General features: G+C 44.9%; 18 protein-coding genes. 15 read left to right on the top strand and 3 right to left on the bottom strand.

The genetic code is table 11. From position 1 onward, the window contains the following. Positions 1-43: 43 nt before the first annotated feature. The 3 genes from ELS82_RS03610 to ELS82_RS03600 all read right to left on the bottom strand — a co-directional run bounded on the left by ELS82_RS03610 (position 44) and on the right by ELS82_RS03600 (position 4,597). A complete protein-coding gene (locus ELS82_RS03610; RefSeq protein WP_134834267.1) occupies positions 44-412 on the bottom strand; it encodes a hypothetical protein in 369 nt (122 codons plus the stop codon). A 715-nt stretch (positions 413-1,127) separates the two neighbouring features. Next, on the bottom strand, positions 1,128-3,731 hold the full coding sequence (locus ELS82_RS03605; RefSeq protein WP_134834266.1) for an ExeM/NucH family extracellular endonuclease: 2,604 nt from the start codon (positions 3,729-3,731) through the stop codon (positions 1,128-1,130). 347 nt (positions 3,732-4,078) lie between these two features. Further along, positions 4,079-4,597 carry an FxsA family protein gene (locus ELS82_RS03600; protein WP_053438807.1) on the bottom strand — a complete coding sequence of 173 codons (519 nt, stop codon included), beginning with the start codon at positions 4,595-4,597 and terminating at the stop codon, positions 4,079-4,081. 329 nt (positions 4,598-4,926) lie between these two features. Here ELS82_RS03600 and aspA point away from each other — a divergent pair, with 329 nt between their 5' ends. The 15 genes from aspA (at position 4,927) to ELS82_RS03525 (ending at position 23,179) form a co-directional block, all read left to right on the top strand. Beyond that, positions 4,927-6,378, top strand: coding sequence for an aspartate ammonia-lyase (gene aspA, locus ELS82_RS03595; protein ID WP_134834265.1), 1,452 nt, complete (start codon positions 4,927-4,929; stop codon positions 6,376-6,378). Positions 6,379-6,532: 154 nt separating this feature from the next. After that, a complete protein-coding gene (locus tag ELS82_RS03590; RefSeq protein WP_134834264.1) occupies positions 6,533-7,840 on the top strand; it encodes an anaerobic C4-dicarboxylate transporter in 1,308 nt (435 codons plus the stop codon). A gap of 472 nt (positions 7,841-8,312) precedes the next feature. Then, a complete protein-coding gene (locus tag ELS82_RS03585; RefSeq protein WP_134834263.1) occupies positions 8,313-9,761 on the top strand; it encodes a YfcC family protein in 1,449 nt (482 codons plus the stop codon). Between the two features lie 977 nt (positions 9,762-10,738). Then, positions 10,739-11,962, top strand: a complete 1,224-nt coding sequence (arcA, locus tag ELS82_RS03580) for an arginine deiminase (protein ID WP_004410565.1) — start codon at positions 10,739-10,741, stop codon at positions 11,960-11,962. A 60-nt stretch (positions 11,963-12,022) separates the two neighbouring features. Continuing rightward, positions 12,023-12,934, top strand: coding sequence for a carbamate kinase (gene arcC / locus ELS82_RS03575; protein ID WP_134834262.1), 912 nt, complete (start codon positions 12,023-12,025; stop codon positions 12,932-12,934). Positions 12,935-13,038: 104 nt separating this feature from the next. Next, complete coding sequence (locus tag ELS82_RS03570; RefSeq protein WP_008078865.1) at positions 13,039-14,049, top strand: ornithine carbamoyltransferase; 1,011 nt, start codon at positions 13,039-13,041, stop codon at positions 14,047-14,049. 403 nt (positions 14,050-14,452) lie between these two features. Next, a complete protein-coding gene (gene pyrB / locus ELS82_RS03565) occupies positions 14,453-15,382 on the top strand; it encodes an aspartate carbamoyltransferase (protein WP_134834261.1) in 930 nt (309 codons plus the stop codon). A gap of 16 nt (positions 15,383-15,398) precedes the next feature. Further along, positions 15,399-15,863 (top strand): aspartate carbamoyltransferase regulatory subunit, encoded by a 465-nt coding sequence (gene pyrI / locus ELS82_RS03560; protein ID WP_053438801.1) that lies wholly within the window; start codon positions 15,399-15,401, stop codon positions 15,861-15,863. A gap of 292 nt (positions 15,864-16,155) precedes the next feature. After that, a complete protein-coding gene (locus tag ELS82_RS03555; RefSeq protein ID WP_134834260.1) occupies positions 16,156-16,644 on the top strand; it encodes an arginine repressor in 489 nt (162 codons plus the stop codon). A gap of 147 nt (positions 16,645-16,791) precedes the next feature. After that, positions 16,792-18,585, top strand: coding sequence for a protein-disulfide reductase DsbD (locus ELS82_RS03550; RefSeq protein ID WP_134834259.1), 1,794 nt, complete (start codon positions 16,792-16,794; stop codon positions 18,583-18,585). A 352-nt stretch (positions 18,586-18,937) separates the two neighbouring features. Beyond that, positions 18,938-19,573, top strand: a complete 636-nt coding sequence (locus tag ELS82_RS03545) for a response regulator transcription factor (RefSeq protein WP_053438799.1) — start codon at positions 18,938-18,940, stop codon at positions 19,571-19,573. Between the two features lie 103 nt (positions 19,574-19,676). After that, positions 19,677-20,303, top strand: a complete 627-nt coding sequence (locus tag ELS82_RS03540) for a MarC family protein (RefSeq protein ID WP_134834258.1) — start codon at positions 19,677-19,679, stop codon at positions 20,301-20,303. A 222-nt stretch (positions 20,304-20,525) separates the two neighbouring features. Further along, complete coding sequence (locus tag ELS82_RS03535; RefSeq protein WP_004410602.1) at positions 20,526-20,789, top strand: DUF4212 domain-containing protein; 264 nt, start codon at positions 20,526-20,528, stop codon at positions 20,787-20,789. Between the two features lie 12 nt (positions 20,790-20,801). Then, positions 20,802-22,529: a sodium:solute symporter family protein gene (locus ELS82_RS03530; protein ID WP_134834257.1), complete on the top strand. Its 1,728-nt coding sequence runs from the start codon at positions 20,802-20,804 to the stop codon at positions 22,527-22,529. A gap of 167 nt (positions 22,530-22,696) precedes the next feature. Next, positions 22,697-23,179 (top strand): hypothetical protein, encoded by a 483-nt coding sequence (locus ELS82_RS03525; protein WP_134834256.1) that lies wholly within the window; start codon positions 22,697-22,699, stop codon positions 23,177-23,179.

The following is a 23,179-nucleotide window of genomic DNA, read 5'->3' as shown; positions in this document are numbered from 1 at the left end:
AGCGCCTGAAGTTTTATGTTCAGACTATATTAAATCGTTCTTTTTATTGACTGAGTGATTGCAGCTGTTTTAGGCGCCGCTTCAAATCTTCAAGCTCAGGTGGTGAGGGATATTCCTCACTGATATTTTTTTGTGAGAACTCAGCAAGTTCTCCACTTAGTAAAGGCAAGTCCACCCTTTCGGACTCTAGCAAGCCATGAACGACCGTTTGTTGAAGTTGAATAACAGGGGTAGGAAAACTGACGTCACTACTTAATAGTTCAGGTGACGCATCAAGGGTAGGCTGCTGTCGTGTCGGTTCAACAGTCTGATTTGATGATATTAAGGGGGAGGCTCTGTCAGGGAAAATAAAGATGATTACTGTCCCAATAACCAAAATAATGGCGAGCAATAAGCTCAATTTTCTTAACATGACGTTTTCTTACAAAGTACTGTTTATTTATATGTAATCATCTGTAGCAATTAGCAAATTTGTTACATTTCACAAATAAAATCGCACATTACACGCCATTTACATAAACTCCAGTTATAATAAAATTAATCATGATACTGATCACAATATATATCACAGCAATCGATTAGTTAAACAAATACTTAATTAGAAGGCATTAATAAACCATGACAGCCGACTCAATTAAAAAACGTATATGTAAACTTCCTCTGACGATATATTAACAAATATGAAAATACCAATAGTTATATTTCTTTAATTATTATTATCACCTTACTCTTTTGCTCAAGAAGCCAAAGGAACGATAGAAGAGATTCAGATCTGTGCTACTGGTGAAGGTGGAAATTCATTCTGATCCCGATCATCGCAATTTAAAGTCGATGGGAACTGGTTCGGTACTTGGACCGACTACTCTATGGCAGGATCAAATTACTACGAGAACAATACCTCAAACTCACTAATTTTTATCACCTATTCACAATAGCCTGCCTGTTCATATAAAAGCTTGCGAATCGTGGCATTATTTGTTCAACAGATGTAGTGTGAGGCAGGGGTATATTTTTGATGCCATTGGAGGGAACTTCATTCGCATCAGTAGATAGGGCAATTACAGACTCTTAACCAATATTAAATCCGCCACATAGAGTGGCGGATTTCTTTTAGTAAAAAAAGCCTATTACTTACGACGACGCCATAGAGCCAGACCAAACAGTGACATCATGGCACCAAAGCCAAATGAACCTGCCATGTTTAGTTCCAGAACCGCTGGATCGTGGTCAGAAGAGCGGAAGTGGTCGTTGTACTTAGGTAGATCACCTTTGTACTCTTCGTTGTAATCAAACAGTTTCGACTCACCACCATTGATATGCCAGTCTGTTGCATCAACAAAGTGCTTCTCTAGGCTTGGGCTCATCAGTAGGTGGTCAAGAGCGCCCACTTCATCATTGTATGAGTAGCTCCAGCTGTTTGGATGCGCTTTCGCCACTGCATTGATGTAGCCGTAACTATCCGTGATCACTGCACCGTCATCGCCAAACTGAACCTGACCGTCGATGTAAGTATTACGCGCCGCTTTGATCGTCTTACCATACTTCTCTTGGCTGTAATCAGTCAGAACCAGTAGTGGATCTTCCATACCGTAAGCATTCAAGTCACCTAAGATCACTTTGTGACCGTCGATTTCATTTAGAGCTTCACCTAACGCAACTGCAGCTGCAACACGGAAGTTCTCACAAGAACCTTGCTTATCTAGGTCCTGACCACCTTGTCCACCCTGCTCAACTGGCGCGGCGTCTTCCCAACACTTAGAGCCCTTCGATTTAAGGTGGTTAATCGCAACCGTGATCTTCTCTTTAGTGCCTTTCACTTTGAATGTTGGTGCTAGAGAATCACGCTGGTAGTTCTTACCATCTTCAATCACTTTACCATTGTCATCTAGCACTTCTGGCGCTTGCTGACTTGGCATAGGGATAACGCGAGAGTCCTTCAGCTTAACCACTTTCGGACGGTAGATTACGCCGGTAGTAATCACGTCAGTGCCGATGTAGTCGTTCTCGTCTGTCACTTTGTCGCCGTTAGAGTCAATAGCAACGATGTCGTAGCGGTTTTTCTTCTTCGCAATGCGAGCGTTCAATTGGTCAACAAGCTGACGAATTGCACCACTATCACCAAAGCCGTTGTTTTCGATTTCCATCAGACCGATGATGTCAGCGTCTAGACGCAGGATCGCATTAACGATTTTCTCTTGCTGTACTTCGAACTCTTCAAAGCTGTTCGCACCACGGTTATTACCATGTGGATTTGCATCTCCACCAAACGGAGAGTTGAAGTAGTTGAGTACGTTGAACGTAGCAATACGTAAATCGCCCTCTTTCATATCGATATCTTCGGTACGAGGGTCATTACGAATAAAGCTTTCGCTGGTTAGGGTGTTGGTTGGGATTAGGCGGTAATCACCATAGCTGTAGGTAATCACACCTTCTAGGCCCACAATGGTATCGTCGATACGGATGTAATCTTCTGTCGAGCCATCTTGGTCAATATCGGTGCGACCGAAGTCTGGGTAGTATGGAACTTGTCCATCGCCAGCCTTAGCATCTGACTCAACATACAAACGGCGCTCTGCGTTTTCAATGCTTTGCTGTTTCGCCTCTTCCGAGCCTGCTGGGAAGTTCTGGTTTGGCTGCATGCTAATACGACCTTGCGCCAGTACCATGTTGTTACGACGCGCTGCGTAATCGTAACCAAAGGTACGGGTAACGCGCATATCCAGAGCTTCAGTGGTGTTCACCAACATGCCTTCGTAGCGCTCTAGAGTACGGTCAAAGTTTTCATCCGTTGCGAGGATTTCGATGTCTGTCGCCGTTGGCGCTGCTTGCTCGCCTTGCTTAACCCAGTTGTTGTTTTCTGCTTTTAGTTGGGTGTGATCGTAGTACTCTTGTACCTTACCTTTCACACACACTACATCGCCCGCTTGCAGATCAGAACTAGATTGATTGGTATGAACAAACAGACCTTCTGATGTTTCTGGATTGTAGTCATCCGTTAACGCTTGTAGATAGAAGCCTTTAGTTAGACCGGTTGTTACCGCACTGACAACACCTTTAACAAAGAACTCTTCATCTGTGATATATGGGTAGCCATTGATAAATGGAGAGGTATCACCTTCACCTTGGATTTCTTGAATTGAAGTAAAGATTGGAGTCGCACCATCTTGAGTACAAGCAAACGGTTCTGGCGCAGTGCCACCATCAAGAACGCCTAAGCCCTCGATGCTGTCTTTCGGAAGTGATGACCATTGAGAAGCGTCATAAGTAGAAGAAGGCGTCATCGCATCCGAGTTACGTACTAGTGTTACGTCTTTAGCAAAGTCAGGACCGTCTGCACCAACCTTGCCAACAACATCATGTACAGCACCATTTTTGAGCAGTGCCATTGGATCATTACCATTAAAATTAGCAATGGCACTATTCAAGATATCGGCAACCGCTTTAATGTCATCGCTTGCGCTAGTATGCGCGACAACTAGCACACTCTGCGCGGCCAAAACTTGACCATTTAGCGACAGCTTACTGCCCCAGTCGCCTTTACCATTGCTCTGCTTGGCAAGTTCATATCCATCAAGTGATACTGAGCTATCACCTGTATTAGCAATTTCAATCGCTTTGTTGTAACTACCACCTTCTACATATTGAGAGATGATGATGTCTGCCATTGCTGGAGACGAAAGAGCACCGGCTACCACTGCGGCAAGTAGCGTAGGAGTTAATTTTTGTTTCATGTTATCCACCATGCATCGCTTCCAATGTTACACATCAACTAGAAAGCGTGTTCCAAATCACTTTTAGCGTGACTACTTATTAATAAACCTTGCTCAGTGTTGACGTTTTTTATGAAACAAAAAATTACATTCAGTGACAGTGAGATTTCGATCTCATAGATATGCTGAATATTTGAAGCACCATCAAGTTTTCAACATATCGTGATAACAGAAGTTTCAAAAATGAGAATATCCAGCTGAAATAAATCAGTTTTTGCTAATAAATAAAGCAATAGCTCTACTATTATCTTGATTTGTAGGCATAAAAAAAGACGCTATAAAAAGCGCCTTTTTTATTATCGGACCGATTAATTCAATCTATTGCGATCGTCATCATCTTTTCGCTCAAACTCACCTTCAAAAGTCGAACCTTGCTGTGAGTCATCACGATGGAATGGATCTTGCTCAAATGGGCTTTGGCCAAACTGGTCACCTTGAAAGCTACCATGGAAGCCATTACTGCCCATCGACTTGACCACCATTTTACTCATAAGGTATTTGGCAATCATGGCACGAGGTGCTGGCAATAGCACCAGCATACCCAATGCATCAGTCATAAAACCTGGCGTCAGTAGTAATACACCTGCAACGGCCAGCATCACCCCTTCAAAGATCTGCTGAGCGGGAAGCTCACCTTGCTGAAGACGGTTTTGGACCGACATTAAGGTCTGTAGGCCTTGGCTACGCACTAGGGAAGCTCCCACGAATGCAGTAATCAATACTAAGGCGATAGTTGGCCACAGTCCAAGAAAGCCACCAACTTGAATAAATAGGCCTATTTCGATGATAGGAACGAAAATAAACAGTAGTAATAAGATAGGAAACACACGCCCTCCTTTGTTGTACTCAGTGTACGTGTAAGGCGGTTTGAGCTCAAATTAAAGCAGTAAAAAAACGTGACATGGAAATGATAAAAAACTCAATTAAACCCCACCACTAAAGGGTTATTAATACTCTGTTCATATCTAACCAAATTTTGACTCAACAAAAGCAAAAAAAGGTGATCAAGTTACTATTTTTATACGCTAGGTACAGTATCATGTGCCACATAAGTCAGGACGGATTATACAGCCAAAAATTCTGCCGAATGGATTCTTAAACTACAGAATGGCTAGAAATAAACTTTATTATCAGAATAAATTCCTAAGGATCCTGTATGGCTACCCTAACTGATGCTCCAAAAACGGCTAACCCTGCAACTCGTATCGAAGAAGACCTACTAGGCGAGCGCCACGTACCAGCTGATGCGTACTACGGCATTCATACTCTACGCGCGATCGAAAACTTCAATATTTCAAACACTACTATCTCAGACGTACCTGAATTCGTCCGTGGTATGGTGATGACGAAGAAAGCCGCTGCACTCGCAAACAAAGAGCTTGGTGCGATTCCAAAAGACGTTGCTAACTACATCCTAGAAGCGTGTGATTTGATCCTTGAAACAGGTAAGTGCATGGATCAGTTCCCATCAGACGTATTCCAAGGCGGTGCAGGCACGTCAGTGAACATGAACACTAACGAAGTTATCGCGAACGTTGCACTTGAACTTATGGGCAAGGAAAAAGGCCAATATGAGTTCATCAACCCGAACGATCACGTAAACAAGAGCCAATCAACTAACTGTGCATACCCAACGGGCTTCCGTATTGCGGTTTACAACAGTGTTCATCAGTTGATGGAAGCGATCGAATACCTAAAAGGTGCATTCGAGCTTAAAGCACAAGAATTCAAAGGTGTGTTGAAGATGGGCCGCACTCAGCTTCAAGACGCAGTTCCTATGACAGTGGGTCAAGAGTTCCACGCATGGGCAGTAACGCTAAACGAAGAGATTCGTGCGCTAGACTACACCTCTAAGCTGCTACTAGAAATCAACCTAGGCGCAACCGCAATCGGTACTGGTCTAAATGCACCAGCTGGTTACCAAGCAACGGCGGTAAAACACCTAGCGGAAGTAACAGGCCTAGAAGTGGTTCCAGCAGAAGACCTAATCGAAGCGACGTCTGACTGTGGCGCTTACGTAATGACCCACGGCGCGCTTAAACGTCTAGCAGTGAAACTGTCTAAGATCTGTAACGATCTTCGTCTACTTTCTTCTGGCCCTCGCTCTGGTCTAAACGAGCTAAACCTACCAGAAATGCAAGCAGGCTCTTCTATCATGCCAGCTAAAGTAAACCCAGTTATCCCAGAAGTAGTGAACCAAGTTTGCTTTAAAGTACTAGGTAACGACAACACGGTTTCTTTCGCAGCAGAAGGCGGTCAGCTACAGCTAAACGTAATGGAACCAGTAATCGCACAAAGCGTGTTTGAGTCTATCTCTCTACTACACAATGCATGTGTTAACTTGCGTGACAAGTGTGTTGACGGCATCACTGTTAACAAAGAAGTGTGTGAGAACTACGTTTACAACTCTATCGGTATCGTCACTTACCTAAACCCATACATTGGCCACCACGAAGGTGACATTGTGGGTAAGATCTGTGCAGAAACAGGTAAGAGTGTACGTGAAGTGGTTCTTGAGCGCGGCTTATTAACAGAAGAAGAGCTCGATGACATTCTTTCTGTTGAAAACTTTATGCACCCAACGTATAAAGCGAAACGCTACGAGTAATCGCAAAGCGACAAAGGCCCCAAACGGGGCCTTTTTTAGGCCTTTATACGGTTAACCACACACAGCCCAAGGTCTTTATTTTCTGATTATCTAAACATTCAGACAGTGAGTTTTTAGATAATCAGAATCAAAATAACTTTATGAGGTAATTATTATGGTGGCAGTAGAGCTCTTTGTCGTTCTGCTCTTTATCTATTTAGGGGCACGAATCGGCGGTATCGGTATTGGTCTAGCCGGCGGTGCGGGTGTTATCGCCCTGTCGTTAGTCTTAGGCGTACCAACCAGCCAAGCATTCATTCCTATTGATGTAATCCTGATCATCATGTCAGTGATTACCGCGATTGCAGCTATGCAAGTCGCCGGTGGTCTAGATTGGATGGTACAAGTGGCTGAAAACTTTTTGCGTAAGCACCCAGAGCGCATCACATTTTACGCGCCGATTGTTACCTTCTTGATGACATTAATGGCCGGTACAGGTCACACCGCATTCTCAACGCTACCAGTAATTGCAGAAGTAGCTAAAGGCCAAGGCGTTCGTCCTTCTCGCCCACTTTCTATTGCGGTTGTAGCATCTCAAATCGCCATCACTGCGTCGCCAATTTCTGCAGCGGTTGTGGCATTCGCGGCAATGCTGGCACCAATGGGTGTTGATTACCTAACGCTACTTGCAGTGTGTATTCCAACCACCTTCGTTGCCTGTATGGTTGGTGCATTCGTTGCAAACTTCATGGGCTGTGAGCTAAAAGATGATCCTGTTTACCAAGAGCGTCTAGAAAAAGGCCTAATCAAACTCGCTACAGATGAGCAGCGTGAGATTCTACCGACTGCGAAAAAAGCAACGTACATCTTCCTAGCGGCGATTGGTTTTGTGGTTTGTTACGCAGCGGCAATTTCAAACTCAATTGGCTTAATCGAAAATCCAGCACTTGGTCGTAATGAAGCAATCATGACGGTAATGCTAGCAGCCGCAGCAGCGATCGTAATGAGCTGTAAAATCGACGCAGGTAAAATCCCAGCTGCGGCAACATTCCGCTCAGGTATGACAGCGTGTGTCTGTGTACTTGGTGTAGCATGGCTTGGTTCAACGTTCGTAAACGCGCACGTAGATGGCATTAAAGAAGTCGCAGGTGCTCTACTGGCAGATTACCCATGGATGCTAGCAATGGTACTATTCTTTGCCTCTATGCTGCTTTACTCACAAGGTGCAACGACTGTGGCTCTAATGCCAGCAGCGCTTGCAATCGGTGTTGCGCCACTGACAGCCGTTGCATCATTTGCCGCTGTAAGTGCTCTGTTCGTACTGCCAACTTACCCAACGCTACTAGCCGCGGTTGAGATGGATGACACAGGCTCAACACGCATTGGTAAGTACGTCTTTAACCACCCGTTCTTCATCCCTGGTGTAGCAACAATTGCTTCTGCAGTAGCACTTGGCTTCACATTTGGTGGTCTATTTATCTAATCGCATCAGCGAATATATAGGGAGCTTCGGCTCCCTTTTTTATTTTCTCCACCGTAAAAATACTTAGCTCACATTTCATTTTTGACTTTAATCAATAAAAGCTCCGAAATTTAATCTTGCATTTTAATCCGGCGATTTGAATAAAATTCCCTTATTATTGAACCACAGCCATTTTCACTTAAGCCAATAAGAAAACTCCATCTAACAAAAGAATATTAATCCGACTATTTCAAACAATTAGTCTCCACTTACTCTGATGCAAAAAACCACACAAAGATAGGGTCTATATTTTTGTGAAGACCGACAAAGTTACCTTTCCAACCTCGGATTAAAATAGCCCCAACAGGCAAAAAGCCTATATAAGAATTCCAATTACCAATAACTTCCCTACAGAGTTATTTTATTTTTAATAACGATGAGTCGCTGATTCACTTTTATTTATCGGTATATAAATAAAAGTAAGGAGATAGCCATGACAACCCAAACTGTACCGACCGAAGAAAAAAAAGGTGGCTTCTTTGCCAACTTTAAATTCCCTTCTGCATACACCATTCTTTTTATCTTAATTGCTTTAGTAGCAATGCTGACTTGGATTGTTCCCGCAGGTCAATACGACCGTGCAATGAATGAAGACCTAGGTCGTGAAGTTCCTGTCACTGGCACCTATCAGGCCGTTGAAGGTAACCCTCAAGGTGTGATTGATGTTCTGCTAGCACCGATTGATGGCTTCTACGACCACAATAGCTATGAAGCTGCTGCAATCGATGTTTCTCTTTTCATTCTTATCATCGGTGGCTTCCTAGGCCTAGTAACCAAGACTGGCGCAATTGATGCGGGTATCGAACGCGTTACCCATCGCTTGGAAGGTAGAGAAGAGATGATGATTCCTATCTTGATGGCACTGTTTGCAGCTGGCGGGACCGTCTATGGTATGGCGGAAGAGTCATTGCCTTTCTATACCTTACTGGTTCCTGTGATGATGGCAGCACGCTTTGACCCACTAGTTGCCGCAGCGACTGTACTGCTCGGCGCTGGTATCGGTGTACTAGGTTCTACCATCAACCCATTCGCGACGGTAATTGCTGCCAACGCTTCTGGTATTCCATTTACCGATGGCATCATGCTACGCGCAATCATGCTAGTGATTGGCTACGGCATCTGTGTTGCTTACGTGATGCGTTACGCTCGCATGGTTCGTGAAGACCAAAGCAAGTCTATCGTTTATGACAAGTACGAAGAGAACAAGAAACACTTCCTTGGCAATCAAGATGGCGGCTCTCTAGAGTTCACAACAACGCGTAAAGTTATCCTAACTATCTTCGGTGGTTCATTCGGGGTAATGATTTACGGTGTGTCTGTTGCAGGATGGTGGATGGCAGAGATCTCAGCTATGTTCCTAGCGGCAACAATTCTTGTTGGTCTAGTGGCTCGCATGAGTGAAGAAGACTTTACCAATAGCTTTATCGACGGCGCTCGTGACCTACTGGGTGTCGCACTGATTATCGGTATTGCTCGCGGCATCGTGGTGGTGATGGACCGCGGTATGATCACCGATACTATCTTGTTCTCAGCAGAACAAATGGTGACGGGTCTATCGTCAGTAGTGTTCATCAACGTGATGTTCTTCCTAGAAATTCTACTGTCGTTCCTAGTGCCTTCAACGTCAGGTCTAGCGGTATTAACTATGCCAATCATGGCGCCACTTGCTGACTTTGCTGGTGTTGGTCGTGAGCTTGTGATCACTGCTTACCAGTCAGCTTCAGGCCTGGTGAACTTAATTACTCCTACATCAGCGGTGGTAATGGGTGGTCTGGCTATCGCTCGCGTCCCTTACGTTCGCTGGGTGAAATGGGTAGCGCCACTACTCGCGATTCTGACTCTGTTCTGCATCGTATGTCTAAGTATTGCCGCGCTAATCTAAGTTAATCGTTTCTTTTCCTTACCCGGCTCACAGGAAGTGAGCCCTCTCCCAAAGCCGCCTTAGTGCGGCTTTTCTCGTATCTAGGCTAGGTAAGACCCGTCTAGAGATTCCCTACTCTCTCCTGCGTCACTCTATGGAATGACTAACAAATCCCATCCCCACTACAGCATCGTCATCCTCAAGAATGCGGAACAAACGAGCTGGGGATCTTGTAAAGCTAGTCGCTCTATTTTAGAGATTCCCTACTCACTCCTGCGTCGCTCTATGGAATGACTAACAAAACTCCTCTTCACTACAGCACTGTCATCCTCAAGAGTGAGGAACGAACGAGTTGGGGATCTCTTAACGCTAGTCGCACTATTTTTGAGATTCCCTACTCGCTCCTGGGTCGCTCTATGGAATGACTAATTCAAATAACTTCATTCAATTTATTTATATTTCCCGACATTTATTAATAAGAAAAACTATCGCTATTAATTAACTCTATTAATCAATCTTATTTTAGTGTTTGGCATGTTTTAAATATCTAATGTGATCCAGAACAAATTTATTATCGAAAGTTTTGTTACCAGAGGAGTAATTTACTATTCAAAACCACTTAACTAGGAACTTATAGTGCATATTTCTAATCTATTCACTTTTTTATCAAGATATTTAAATTGAATATTCTTCCTGTTAAACACCGCCAATCTAATCCTACGCATAAAGTGATGCATAAACTTCCCAATAAGCTACCTAAATAGGGCATTTACATCCAGGCAACAAGTGAATAGATATTGTTAAAACCCTTGTAAATCAAGGCCTGGAGCATAAAAAACGAACTGTGATTGACCTCTAAGAATCCCCTGCCAACAGGCGTAATATGAATTCCAGAAACAAAATAAGTGAATAAATAAATTCACGCTTCTATTCCCTACAAATTAATTATTAGTTTTTTAAATTAAAACTAATTAAAGAAATATAAGAGAGATACGATCATGAGTAAGTTATACGTAGGTTCTGAAATCGGTCAATTACGTCGCGTTCTTGTTCACCGTCCTAGACGCGCTCTCACTCACTTAACACCTTCTAACTGTCATGACCTACTGTTTGACGATGTACTTGCAGTAGAGCGTGCAGGTAAAGAGCACGATGTGTTTACTCAAACGCTACGTGACCAAGGTGTTGAGGTTCTACTTCTTACCGACCTTCTTGCTGATACGCTTGCAGTGCCAGAAGCAAAAGATTGGCTACTAAGCCGTCAAGTATCTGATTACCGTTTGGGTAAAACATTTGCTAACGACGTGCGCTGCTACCTAGGTGACCTTCCAAACCTAGAGCTAGCGAAGATCCTAACGGGTGGTCTGTCTTACGCTGAGATGCCAATGAAGTCTTCTTCTATGTTGCAAGGTCTTCACGCTCCAACAGACTTCATCATCGAGCCGCTACCAAACCACCTATTTACTCGTGACACTTCATGCTGGGTTTACGGTGGCGTATCTATCAACCCAATGGCTAAACCAGCTCGTCAACGTGAAACTAACCATGTTCGCGCTATCTACCGCTGGCACCCAACTTTCGCAGGCCAAGACTTCATTAAGTACTTTGGCGATGACGAAAACATCAACTACGACAACTCAACCATCGAAGGCGGTGACGTATTGGTTATCGGTCGCGGCACAGTACTTATCGGCATGTCTGAGCGTACAACCGCACAAGGTGTTGAGCACTTAGCTTCTGGCCTATTCAAACATGGTCAAGCGAAGCAAATCATTGCAATGGAGCTACCAAAACACCGCTCTTGCATGCACCTAGATACTGTAATGACGCACATGAACGAAGACACCTTCTCTGTTTACCCAGAAGTGGTGCGTAAAGACGTGAAGTGCTGGAGCCTAACAGGTGATGAGTCTGGCGCCGTCAACGTCAAAGAAGAAGGCTACTTCGTGACAGCAATTGAGAAAGCACTTGGCGTAGACAAGCTAAACCTAATCACTACGGGTGGTGACAACTTCCACGCAGAACGTGAGCAGTGGAATGACGCGAACAACGTTCTTACTGTGAAACCAGGCGTAGTTATCGGCTACGAAGGCAACACTTACACCAACGAGAAATACGACAAAGCAGGCATCACAGTACTACCTATCCCAGGTGATGAGCTAGGTCGTGGTCGCGGCGGCGCTCGCTGCATGAGCTGCCCAATCGAACGTGACGGCATTTAAGTAACCAGTTGATTTGGCAGGAGGGAACTTTCTCCTGCCCCCTGTAAAGAGATAACAGCAATGACTAAACAAACTGTAGTTGTAGCACTAGGTGGTAACGCTCTTCTTCGTCGCGGTGAACCGTTGGAAGCAGATGTGCAGCGCCACAATATTGAAATCGCGGTAAAAACCATTTCTGAGATCGCTCAAGAGTACAACGTAGTACTTGTGCACGGTAATGGCCCACAAGTTGGCTTACTAGCCCTGCAAGGCTTGGAATACAAAAAAGTCGCGCCTTACCCACTAGACGTATTGGGCAGTGAAACTCAAGGCATGATCGGCTACATGCTGATGCAAGAATTCAAAAACCAAATGCCTAACATTAACGCTACTTGCATGTTGACCCAAATGACAGTCGATCCAAAAGATCCTGCATTCGCTGACCCAACTAAGCCAATTGGCCCAATTTACGAAGAAGCTGAAGCGCGTGAGCTGGCTGAGAAGTACCACTGGACAATCAAGCCAGACGGCCAACACTTCCGCCGCGTGGTACCAAGCCCACAACCAACGGGCATTATCGAGCATGAAGCGATCACTGCGCTTATCGAACAAGGTCACTTAGTGATTTGTACTGGCGGTGGCGGTATTCCAGTGAAACGTGAAAACGGCAAGTTAGTCGGTGTTGAAGCGGTTATCGACAAAGATATGTCAGCAGCATTCCTAGCGAAACAGTTAGACGCCGATGCACTGCTTATCCTGACCGATGCCGACGCAGTTTTCCTAGATTGGGGCAAACCAACTCAACATGCACTGCGTAGCACTACCCCAAGCGAACTGGCGAAATACCAATTTGATGCCGGTTCTATGGGACCAAAAATCGAAGCATCGTGCGAGTTCATTAAGCAAGGCGGCAAAGTGGTTGGCATCGGCTCACTGCAAGATGGCCTGCAAATTCTTCAAGGCACAGCCGGCACTAACATCACTAAAGGCTAGGCCCTAAATAAACATTAGTTATTTAAAACCAATTACCTTGTGCGCTTTCTTACCTCTTTCCCTGCAACCAAGAGAGCGCATACAAAACAAAGAAGGAAAACATCATGGCTTTTAACCTACGTAACCGTAACTTCCTAAAACTATTAGACTTTACTCCACGTGAAATCCAACACTTCTTGGATCTTTCTGCGGAACTGAAAAAAGCAAAATACAACGGCTATGAGCAACCTCGTCTAAAAGGTAAAAACATTGCGCTAATATTCGAGAAAACATCGACTCGTACGCGTTGTGCATTTGAAGTTGCAGCATTTGACCAAGGCGCTCAAGTTTCTTACTTAGGCCCATCTGGTTCTCAAATCGGTCACAAAGAGTCAATGAAAGATACAGCTCGCGTGCTTGGTCGCATGTACGACGGCATCGAGTACCGTGGTTTCGGTCAAGAGATCGTTGAAGAGCTAGGCGCATACGCTGGCGTACCAGTATGGAACGGCCTAACAGACGAATTCCACCCAACTCAAATCCTAGCTGACTTCCTAACTATGATGGAACACGGCCGCGGCAAGCAACTACACGAAATGAAGTTTGCTTACCTAGGAGATGCACGCAACAACATGGGTAACTCACTAATGGTTGGCGCAGCGAAAATGGGCATGGATATCCGTCTAGTGGCTCCTAAAGCGTTCTGGCCAGAAGAAGAGCTAGTAGCAACATGTCGCGAAATCGCTGAAGAAACAGGTGCGAAAATCACGCTTACTGAAGACGTGCAAGAAGGCGTTCAAGGTTGTGACTACCTATACACTGACGTTTGGGTATCTATGGGTGAAGCGAAAGAAGCTTGGGCTGAGCGCATCAACCTAATGATGCCTTACCAAGTGAACATGGAAATGCTAAAAGCAACGGGCAACCCACATGTGAAATTCATGCACTGCCTACCAGCGTTCCACGGCGAAGATACGACTGTTGGTAAGCAGCTAGCGGCTGAGTACCCACAACTGAAAGACGGCGTGGAAGTGACCGATGAAGTGGTTGAGTCTAAACACTCTATCGTATTCGATGAAGCTGAAAACCGCATGCACACAATCAAAGCGGTAATGGTTGCTACTCTAGGCGACTAATCTGCAGGGAAATGCGGGTGGCATGAAGACTCTTCTCGATTACGTCTGAATAAAGCCCGCATTTTTTTTCATCGATGATTTGGTGAATTATACACAAAAACGCCCTCAAGCAAGATCTACCAAAGGTTGGTTAAAAGTTTCGAAAAGATGCGAAATTCGCATAAAAATCCAATTTCCGGATACTTTTCGCAAACGCTTGCGCGGCGTTTTTTTGTGCGTATAATCCTCCGCAATTTGTCTAGGAGAACAAAAATGCAACAGCAATCAACAACCCATCGTTGTTACCAAACGCGCCCAGAGTCGGGATCGTTTTCTGTTTCATTTTCTCCATTGATTCTATTTTAAAGCCTCCTATTTCAGGGGGCTTTTTTTTGTCTATAAATCACGACTAGGAAGCATTGCTATGGCGCATTCGTTATTTAATAAGCACATCATTTCCATCCCTGAGCTCAGCCGTGAAGAGCTAGAGCTTATCGTCGATACGGCGGCAAGACTAAAAGCTGAACCCAATCCGGAGCTGTTGAGAAACAAAGTAGTCGCGAGCTGCTTCTTTGAGCCATCGACTCGTACTCGCCTTTCATTTGAAACCGCAGTTGAGCGTTTGGGTGGCAGCGTGATTGGTTTTGATAACGGTGGTAACACGTCTCTGGCGAAAAAAGGCGAAACATTGGCTGACTCGGTACAAGTTATTGCTTCGTATGTGGATGCGTTCGTTATGCGTCACCCACAAGAAGGCGCTGCACGTCTGGCTTCCGAATTCTCTAACGGTGTGCCTATCATCAACGGTGGTGACGGCGCGAACCAACACCCAACACAAACACTACTCGACCTATTCTCGATCTACGAAACTCAAGGCACGTTAGACAACCTCAACGTAGCATTTGTCGGTGACTTAAAATACGGCCGCACTGTTCACTCACTGACCCAAGCTCTGGCGAAGTTTAACAATGTCCGTTTCTTCTTCATCGCACCAGATGCACTGGCGATGCCGGACTACATCTGCGAAGAGCTTGAAGAGTCAGGCATTACATTCAGTATGCACAGCAACATTGAAGAAGTGGTGCCAGAGCTGGATGTACTCTACATGACGCGCGTACAGAAAGAGCGTTTTGACGAGTCGGAATATGCACACATGAAGTCAGCGTTCATCTTAACAGCAGCAACGCTAGAGTGCGCACGCGATAATCTAAAAGTGCTTCACCCACTGCCACGTGTTGACGAAATCACAGTAGATGTCGACAAAACCAAACACGCTTACTACTTCGAGCAAGCAGAAAATGGCGTTTACGCTCGTGAAGCGCTACTGGCTCTCGTTCTAAACCAAACCATTTAATTGCAGGAGAGATATCATGGTGAAAGAAACTCAACTTCAGGTAGAAGCGATTCGTAATGGCTCTGTGATCGACCATATCCCTGCCAATATTGGTATTAAGGTGCTTAAGCTGTTCAAAATGCATAAGTCAAATCAGCGTATTACGATTGGTCTTAACCTGCCATCTTCAGCGCTAGGGGCGAAAGATCTGATTAAGATTGAGAACATCTACCTAACTAAAGAGCAAGCTAACCAGTTAGCTCTTTACGCACCGAAAGCAACGGTAAACCAGATTGAAGAGTACAAGGTGGTCAATAAACTCAACTTGGCACTTCCTGACAGTATTGAAAGCGTTTTTGAATGCCCGAACAGCAACTGTATTTCACATGGTGAACCAGTAGAAAGTCGCTTTAAGGTGCAAGAAAAACATGACAATGTGCAGCTAAAATGTCACTACTGTGAAAAAGTATTCTCTCGTGAAATCATGACAGAAGCTCGCTAACACCACCCCGTCTAGGTTGCGACACCTCGCGATAAAATCATGCGGATATTTATGCCAGCCTCGGAATAAATATCCGCAAACAGACAGAATTCACTCCTAATTACAGTTACTTGAATAGTTTTTTATTTGGCGATCCCATTCACAAAGCCGCATATACTTTGGTGGTAGACTAATAATCAAAATTAAGTCACCAAAGAGTGACCGCTCACAGATGGATTGCACTTACATGGATCTGAGTGCCCAAATAGCCACATGGACGATTGATTATTACGTCATGTTTTAAGGAGTTCTCATGAGTGAAACTCTAAACCCTAGTGTCATTGATTACAGCGAAGATAAAACGCTGACAGCTGCCTGCAAACGTTTATTACAGCAACAGAGTTTCACAACCCAAAATGAGTTGCGAGAAGCGTTGGTCAATATTGGTTTCCAAGGTATTAGCCAATCTACAGTATCCAGACTCCTGTCTCAGCTTGGGGTCGTAAAAGTACAAAATGCCTGCGGCAAAAAGGTCTACTGTATTACGGTAGAAACCGCCCCTGTGCGCGTCGAATCCTCGATTTCTTCTCAGATTGAGTTTATTACTCATAATCAAGCTATGGTGGTCGTTAAGACTCATCCAGGCAGTGCCCAGCTTGTTGCACGTTTAGTGGATATTGACCCTCATACCGAGATCCTTGGTACCGTAGGTGGTAACGATACTGTGCTGGTTATACCTAAAGACACCGACCATATCGATGCCTGTGAACGTGTCGTTCGAGCACGGTTAGGCGTTGCTTAATACTTTATAGCGGCTGTCACTCACACACAGCCGCCTTTAGAGCAACCTCTCGAACTACAGAATAATTTTCTTCCGGTGAAACTTATTCCCCCTATCCTCTGTCTGATTGAGTTAAAATGATGAAAATTTAACTCAAGTGACTCTTTTATGCGCTTCGTCTTCTCTCTAATCTTGCTGTCTCTTTCTGTCATTTCCGCACCGGCAATGGCGCTGTTTGGCAATTCAAACTCAGCACCGAGCTTTGGTAATAGCAACAATACCTTTGTCCCTGTAGATGAAGCTTTTCCATTTAACGCTTTTCAGCAAGGCAACCATGTCCTGATTGATTGGCAAGTAAAAGACGATTACTACCTTTACCAACATCGTATTTCCGTCAGTGGTGAGAACGTCACATTAGGTGATGTTGAGATGCGCGATGGTGAACCCTACAAAGATGAGTTCTTTGGTGAGGTCAACATCTACACCACGCCGCTGTTTGTTGAAGTACCGCTGAGCAATTATCAACAAGGTGCACGTCTGATTGTTCAGTATCAAGGCTGTGCCAAAGCAGGCTTCTGTTACCCACCCGAGACACGAGTTGTCGAGCTAACGAGCTTTGACTATCAGGAACCAAGCGCTGTAATACCGAGTCAAAAAGCAGCAGAAACTCAAGTAACACCTACTAAAGAGAGCACTTCAGCGCCTGTATCAAGTGAATCCAATCTAGCTTCTAAGCTTGGTGACAATTGGTGGACGCCACTGCTGTTTTTAGCCTTAGGTGTTGGCCTAGCATTTACACCATGTGTATTGCCGATGTACCCAATCTTAACCAGTATCGTATTAGGCAGCGGTAAACTCAACCATACTCGCGCATTGGGTCTAGCCTTTATTTATGTCCAAGGTATGGCACTAACCTATACCTTACTTGGGCTAGTCGTCGCATCGGCAGGCATGCAATTCCAAGCCGCGATGCAACACCCTTATGTTCTGATTGGCCTAAGCGTTCTTTTTGTTGCGTTGGCACTTTCGATGTTTGGTTTTTACACCATTCAATTGCCAAGCAGTGCACAGACTTGGTTAAACAATCTAAGTAATAAGCAGAAAGGCGGCAGCTCACTTGGTGTGTTTGCTATGGGTGCGATTTCTGGTCTGGTGTGCTCACCATGTACCACTGCTCCATTGTCTGGTGCATTGTTGTACGTGGCGCAGAGTGGCGACTTATTAACTGGTGGTATTGCACTGTATGCCTTAGCAATCGGCATGGGTATTCCACTGATGCTAGTAGCGGTATTTGGCAATAAACTGCTGCCAAAAGCTGGCAACTGGATGGATCGCGTGAAGACACTGTTTGGTTTCGTCCTACTGGCCGCCCCTATCTTCCTGCTTGAGCGAATCTTACCTGAGCTATGGGCAACCGCACTATGGTCAGTACTTGGCATCATGGCGTTTGGTTGGCTGTACCATGTAAAGAACTCATTGCCGTTCGGTGGTTGGAAACAGAGCGTAGTCGGCATCATTGCTGTGCTCGGTCTATTTGCTTCAGCTCAACCAGCGTTAAATTATTACTTTGGCAACAATTCGATAGAGCAAAAAAATCAGGTTGAGTTTATTAAAATCAGCAATATTGCAGAGTTAAACCAGCAGCTAGCAAGCGCCAAACTGGCTGGTAAACCTGTGATGCTCGATTTCTACGCCGATTGGTGTGTGGCTTGTAAAGAGTTTGAGAAGTACACCTTCCACCAGCCAGCGGTGGAGTCTAAGCTGAAAAACTTCGTTTTACTCCAAGCGGATGTCACGCGTAACCAACCGCAAGATATTGCGCTACTGAAAGAAATGCGCGTACTGGGTTTACCGACCATTGAGTTTTGGAACGCCAATGGCCAGCCAATTTCAAACGCTCGCATTACTGGCTTTATGAATGAAGAGACCTTCCTCAAGCATTTGGACAGCCATAACCTGTAAACTATTCAAACAACGCCAGCCTCTTTGCTGGCGTTATTGTATGTGGCAACAAACGAACCTTCGCGACCTAATACCAGCCAAAGTGAGCAGATGCCTATCAGCTGCGTAGGAAAAATTGCTTAGGACTAGGCATGGCTTGCAGCGAGCTAGCGGGCCTAACTTCAAAAGCCATAACGACGTTATAAGCAATTTTAACCAGCAGAAATGGGCATTTGTTTGCTTTGGTTGGTATCTATATGCAATTTTGCTAATAAAACCCGATACAGTTCAGACTTTTAGCGGATAAATATTGTCCACAATCGCAAAGATGACAATAATTCTATTAACTAAACAGTCATAAGTAGTTAACGTCATGGATTCGACTTACACCATTATCATTGCAGATGATCACCCGCTATTTCGTAATGCACTCTTCCAATCAGTGCACATGGCAGTGAGTGGTGCCAACCTACTCGAAGCAGACTCTTTAGAGGCTCTGCTTTCACTACTTAAAAAAGAAGATGAACCTGATTTATTGCTACTTGATCTGAAGATGCCAGGCGCCAACGGTATGTCTGGCCTAATCCAACTGCGTGCTGAATACCCTGACTTACCAATTGTTGTCGTTTCTGCCAGTGAAGAACCAGCGGTCGTCACTCAGGTGAAAAGTCATGGTGCATTTGGCTTTATTCCTAAATCAAGTGATATGCGTGAACTGGTCAGTGCGCTCAACCAAGTCCTCAATGGCGAACCCTTCTTCCCAGAAGGCTCAATCACCAACAATGCAGCCTGTAATGATTTAGCTGAAAAAATAGCGACTTTAACACCTCAGCAATACAAAGTTCTTGGAATGCTATCTGATGGACTGCTCAATAAGCAAATTGCCTATGAGTTAAATGTATCTGAAGCAACTATAAAAGCCCATATGACAGCTATTTTCAGAAAATTAGGCGTAAAAAATCGAACTCAAGCGGTAATATTGTTGCAACAGCTAGAATCTGAAGTTTAAGTTACCAAAACTTACATTATTGCTCTCATAAACCTGTTAGAATGAGGACATCAGGCGACAATCTGATTTACCCCTCTGTTCAACAACTCTGGGAGTACTTCTCTTGTTAAGCATCTTAATTACACAATTCGTTGTTCTTTGGGCGGTGATCGACCCAATTGGCTCCGTTCCCGTTTACCTATCTCAAACTCAGCATTTGTCCGCTAAACAGCGTCGACTGGTCGCATTAAAAGCGGTCGCCATCGCGACGGGTGTTTTACTGTTTTTCCTACTCGTAGGACAGTTGCTCCTTGAAGCAATGCAAATACCATTGCCTGCCTTTCAGGCTGCCGGTGGTCTCGTGCTGCTGCTATTCGCCCTTACGATGATTTTTGGCGAGTCTAAACCGGAACAGGAAACCAAGCTGTCTAAAGAAGTCAGCCACTCAGATTTAGCGGACTTGGCTGTCTATCCATTAGCAATTCCATCAATAGCCTCTCCTGGTGCGATGATGGCGATTGTTATGCTGACTGATAACCACCGTTTTTCACTGATCGATCAAAGCATCACTGCTGGTGTCATGGTGGCGGTGTTACTGATTACGCTGCTATTACTCCTCGTCGCTACCCACATTCAGAGATGGATTGGCAATGTCGGCGCGGCGATTATCAGTCGCGTAATGGGACTGATTTTGGCAGCGGTTGCGGTCAATAACCTGCTGATGGGGATCAAAGATTTCTACTTAGCCTAATAAAAATTGAGCGATTTAAAGATGAAACGTTAGACTTTAGGCTAATTTAACACAACGTTAACATCACAAAAATCAATACGTCTTTTACTAAGCGCCCGTTATATGGGCGCTTTTTGTTTTTCTCGCCGCGACTAAAGTTGAAAAGAGTTCTTGCCACCCCCTTGCTAATGTAGATGGTGAAACATTTTCTTAACAACCCAAATCAATCGTAAGGAGGCGGCAATGGCATTTGAAAGTCAGGATAAAGCCAAAGCCTATTGGGATAAGAACGTAAAACTAATGATCACGTTAATGGTTATCTGGTTTGTCGTTTCTTTCGGCTGCGGCATCTTATTTGTCGATCAACTCAATCAATTTCAACTAGGTGGTTACAAGCTAGGATTCTGGTTTGCTCAACAAGGCTCAATCTATGCCTTCCTAGGTATTATTTTCTACTACGCGTGGAAAATGCGCCAAATCGACCGTGAATTCGGCGTAGATGAGTAAGGAGTAACTCAGATGGATTTGAAAACTATCACTTACCTCGTTGTTGGTGCGACCTTTATCCTTTACATCGGTATTGCGATTTGGGCTCGTGCTGGATCAACTAAAGAGTTCTATGTTGCGGGCGGTGGTGTAAACCCAATCGCGAACGGCATGGCAACAGCAGCAGACTGGATGTCAGCAGCATCATTTATCTCTATGGCTGGTCTTATCGCCTTTATGGGTTACGGCGGCTCCGTATTCCTAATGGGTTGGACTGGCGGTTACGTACTTCTAGCACTGCTACTTGCACCTTACCTACGTAAGTTCGGTAAGTTCACTGTACCAGAGTTCGTAGGTGAACGTTTCTACTCAAACGCAGCACGTATCGTAGCGGTTGTGTGTCTAATCATCGCATCAGTAACTTACGTTATCGGTCAGATGAAAGGTGTTGGTGTTGCGTTCGGTCGTTTCCTAGAAGTTGATTACTCGACAGGTCTTCTGATCGGTATGTGTATCGTATTTATGTACGCGGTTATGGGCGGCATGAAAGGCATCACGTACACGCAGATTGCTCAATATTGCGTACTCATTTTAGCTTACACTATTCCTGCAATCTTTATCTCTCTGCAACTCACTGGTCACCCTCTACCTCAAATTGGTCTAGGGAGTACCATTCAAGGCACCGATGTCTATCTGCTCGATAGGCTCGACCAAGTGGTCACCGAGCTCGGCTTTAGTGAATACACCACCCAAGTCCGTGGCGATACGTTAAACATGTTTGTTTACACAATGTCACTAATGATTGGTACTGCAGGTCTACCACACGTAATCATCCGTTTCTTCACTGTACCGAAAGTACGTGACGCACGTACATCAGCAGGTTGGGCACTACTGTTCATCGCGATCCTATACACAACTGCTCCAGCGGTATCGGCAATGGCTCGCTTAAACCTAATGGATACAGTTAACCCTGCTCCTGGCCAACACCTTGCTTATGATGAGCGTCCTGACTGGTTTAAGAACTGGGAGAAAACAGGTCTACTAGGCTTTGATGATAAGAACGGCGACGGCGTAATCCAATACACATCTAGCGCAGCAACCAACGAGCTTAAAGTTGACCGTGACATCATGGTACTGGCTAACCCTGAAATTGCGAAACTACCTAACTGGGTAATCGCACTTGTGGCAGCGGGCGGTCTAGCAGCGGCACTATCAACGGCGGCAGGTCTATTGTTGGCTATCTCGTCGGCGATATCCCATGACTTAATCAAAGGCGTCATTAATCCAAATATCTCTGAGAAGAAAGAGCTGCTCGCCAGTCGAATCTCCATGGCAGTGGCGATTGCGGTGGCAGGTTATCTCGGGCTCAACCCGCCAGGCTTTGCAGCAGGTACGGTAGCACTGGCCTTCGGTCTCGCCGCATCCTCAATCTTCCCTGCGCTGATGATGGGTATCTTCAGCAAAGGTATCAACAAAGAAGGTGCAATCGCAGGTATGATTGCAGGTATCAGTATCACTCTATTCTACGTATTCCAACACAAAGGCATCCTATTTGTTGCTGACTGGAAATACCTAGAAAGCTGGGGTAGCAACTGGTTCCTAGGCATTGAGCCAAACGCATTTGGTGCAATTGGTGCGGTATTTAACTTCGCAGTCGCGTTCGCTGTATCGAAAGTAACAGCTGAAACTCCACAAGAAGTTAAAGACCTGGTTGAACACGTACGTGTACCAGCAGGTGCTGGCGGTGCAGTAGACCACTAAAATTATACCTAAACCACAAAAGCCCCAATTGGGGCTTTTTTATTCGCTTAACTTATTCTAATAATTAGAAATTCCCTGAACCGTAGCAAGGAAGCATAAAAGTGCCATTGGTTCTATATTCAGGGATTACAAGAAAACGAACAGATAATTGATGGAATTAGTATTTTATGTTCAAAAACAAGCACTTCCTGATTGCACTATTGATCGCCCCTATTCTTTCTCTGATTGCCTATTTTGGTACTGATATGGCGCTGAGTGAAAAACCTCATGCCGCGAAAGAAGGGGAAACCTATAAGCTAGCTGCTAAATCAAACTGCCGCTATACCAGTGGTTTGTGCGATATGACTAATGGCGACTTTAAAGTGCAGTTCCGCTCAGAAAAGCTAACCGCGCAAGGGCTAGACTTATCACTAAAAGCGGCCTTCCCTCTCGAAGGCGTCAAGCTATCACTGGTAGACAGCCAAGATCAGAGCGCACAACCTATCGATATGGCATCGACAGATAGCACTGGTCAACACTGGGCTGTATCTTTACCAAAACCAACTTCCGCAGAGAGCTGGCTACGAGTGGCCATCCAATCTGAAGGAACACTTTACTACGGTGAAACCCAAACCGCTTTCGTCAAGTATGAAACGCTGTTTACGGAATAG

The organism is Vibrio ouci, assembly GCF_004551525.1.
GTDB lineage: Bacteria > Pseudomonadota > Gammaproteobacteria > Enterobacterales > Vibrionaceae > Vibrio > Vibrio ouci.
This window is presented reverse-complemented; position numbering and strand designations above follow the sequence as displayed.

Bases quoted from the DNA above. Each gene is read 5' to 3' on its own strand.
- ELS82_RS03610 (WP_134834267.1), bottom strand. From the start codon at position 412: ATGTTAAGAAAATTGAGCTTATTGCTCGCCATTATTTTGGTTATTGGG.
- ELS82_RS03605 (WP_134834266.1), bottom strand. From the start codon at position 3,731: ATGAAACAAAAATTAACTCCTACGCTACTTGCCGCAGTGGTAGCCGGT.
- aspA (WP_134834265.1), top strand. From the start codon at position 4,927: ATGGCTACCCTAACTGATGCTCCAAAAACGGCTAACCCTGCAACTCGT.
- ELS82_RS03590 (WP_134834264.1), top strand. From the start codon at position 6,533: ATGGTGGCAGTAGAGCTCTTTGTCGTTCTGCTCTTTATCTATTTAGGG.
- ELS82_RS03585 (WP_134834263.1), top strand. From the start codon at position 8,313: ATGACAACCCAAACTGTACCGACCGAAGAAAAAAAAGGTGGCTTCTTT.
- arcA (WP_004410565.1), top strand. From the start codon at position 10,739: ATGAGTAAGTTATACGTAGGTTCTGAAATCGGTCAATTACGTCGCGTT.
- arcC (WP_134834262.1), top strand. From the start codon at position 12,023: ATGACTAAACAAACTGTAGTTGTAGCACTAGGTGGTAACGCTCTTCTT.
- ELS82_RS03570 (WP_008078865.1), top strand. From the start codon at position 13,039: ATGGCTTTTAACCTACGTAACCGTAACTTCCTAAAACTATTAGACTTT.
- pyrB (WP_134834261.1), top strand. From the start codon at position 14,453: ATGGCGCATTCGTTATTTAATAAGCACATCATTTCCATCCCTGAGCTC.
- pyrI (WP_053438801.1), top strand. From the start codon at position 15,399: ATGGTGAAAGAAACTCAACTTCAGGTAGAAGCGATTCGTAATGGCTCT.
- ELS82_RS03555 (WP_134834260.1), top strand. From the start codon at position 16,156: ATGAGTGAAACTCTAAACCCTAGTGTCATTGATTACAGCGAAGATAAA.
- ELS82_RS03550 (WP_134834259.1), top strand. From the start codon at position 16,792: ATGCGCTTCGTCTTCTCTCTAATCTTGCTGTCTCTTTCTGTCATTTCC.
- ELS82_RS03545 (WP_053438799.1), top strand. From the start codon at position 18,938: ATGGATTCGACTTACACCATTATCATTGCAGATGATCACCCGCTATTT.
- ELS82_RS03535 (WP_004410602.1), top strand. From the start codon at position 20,526: ATGGCATTTGAAAGTCAGGATAAAGCCAAAGCCTATTGGGATAAGAAC.
- ELS82_RS03530 (WP_134834257.1), top strand. From the start codon at position 20,802: ATGGATTTGAAAACTATCACTTACCTCGTTGTTGGTGCGACCTTTATC.
- ELS82_RS03525 (WP_134834256.1), top strand. From the start codon at position 22,697: ATGTTCAAAAACAAGCACTTCCTGATTGCACTATTGATCGCCCCTATT.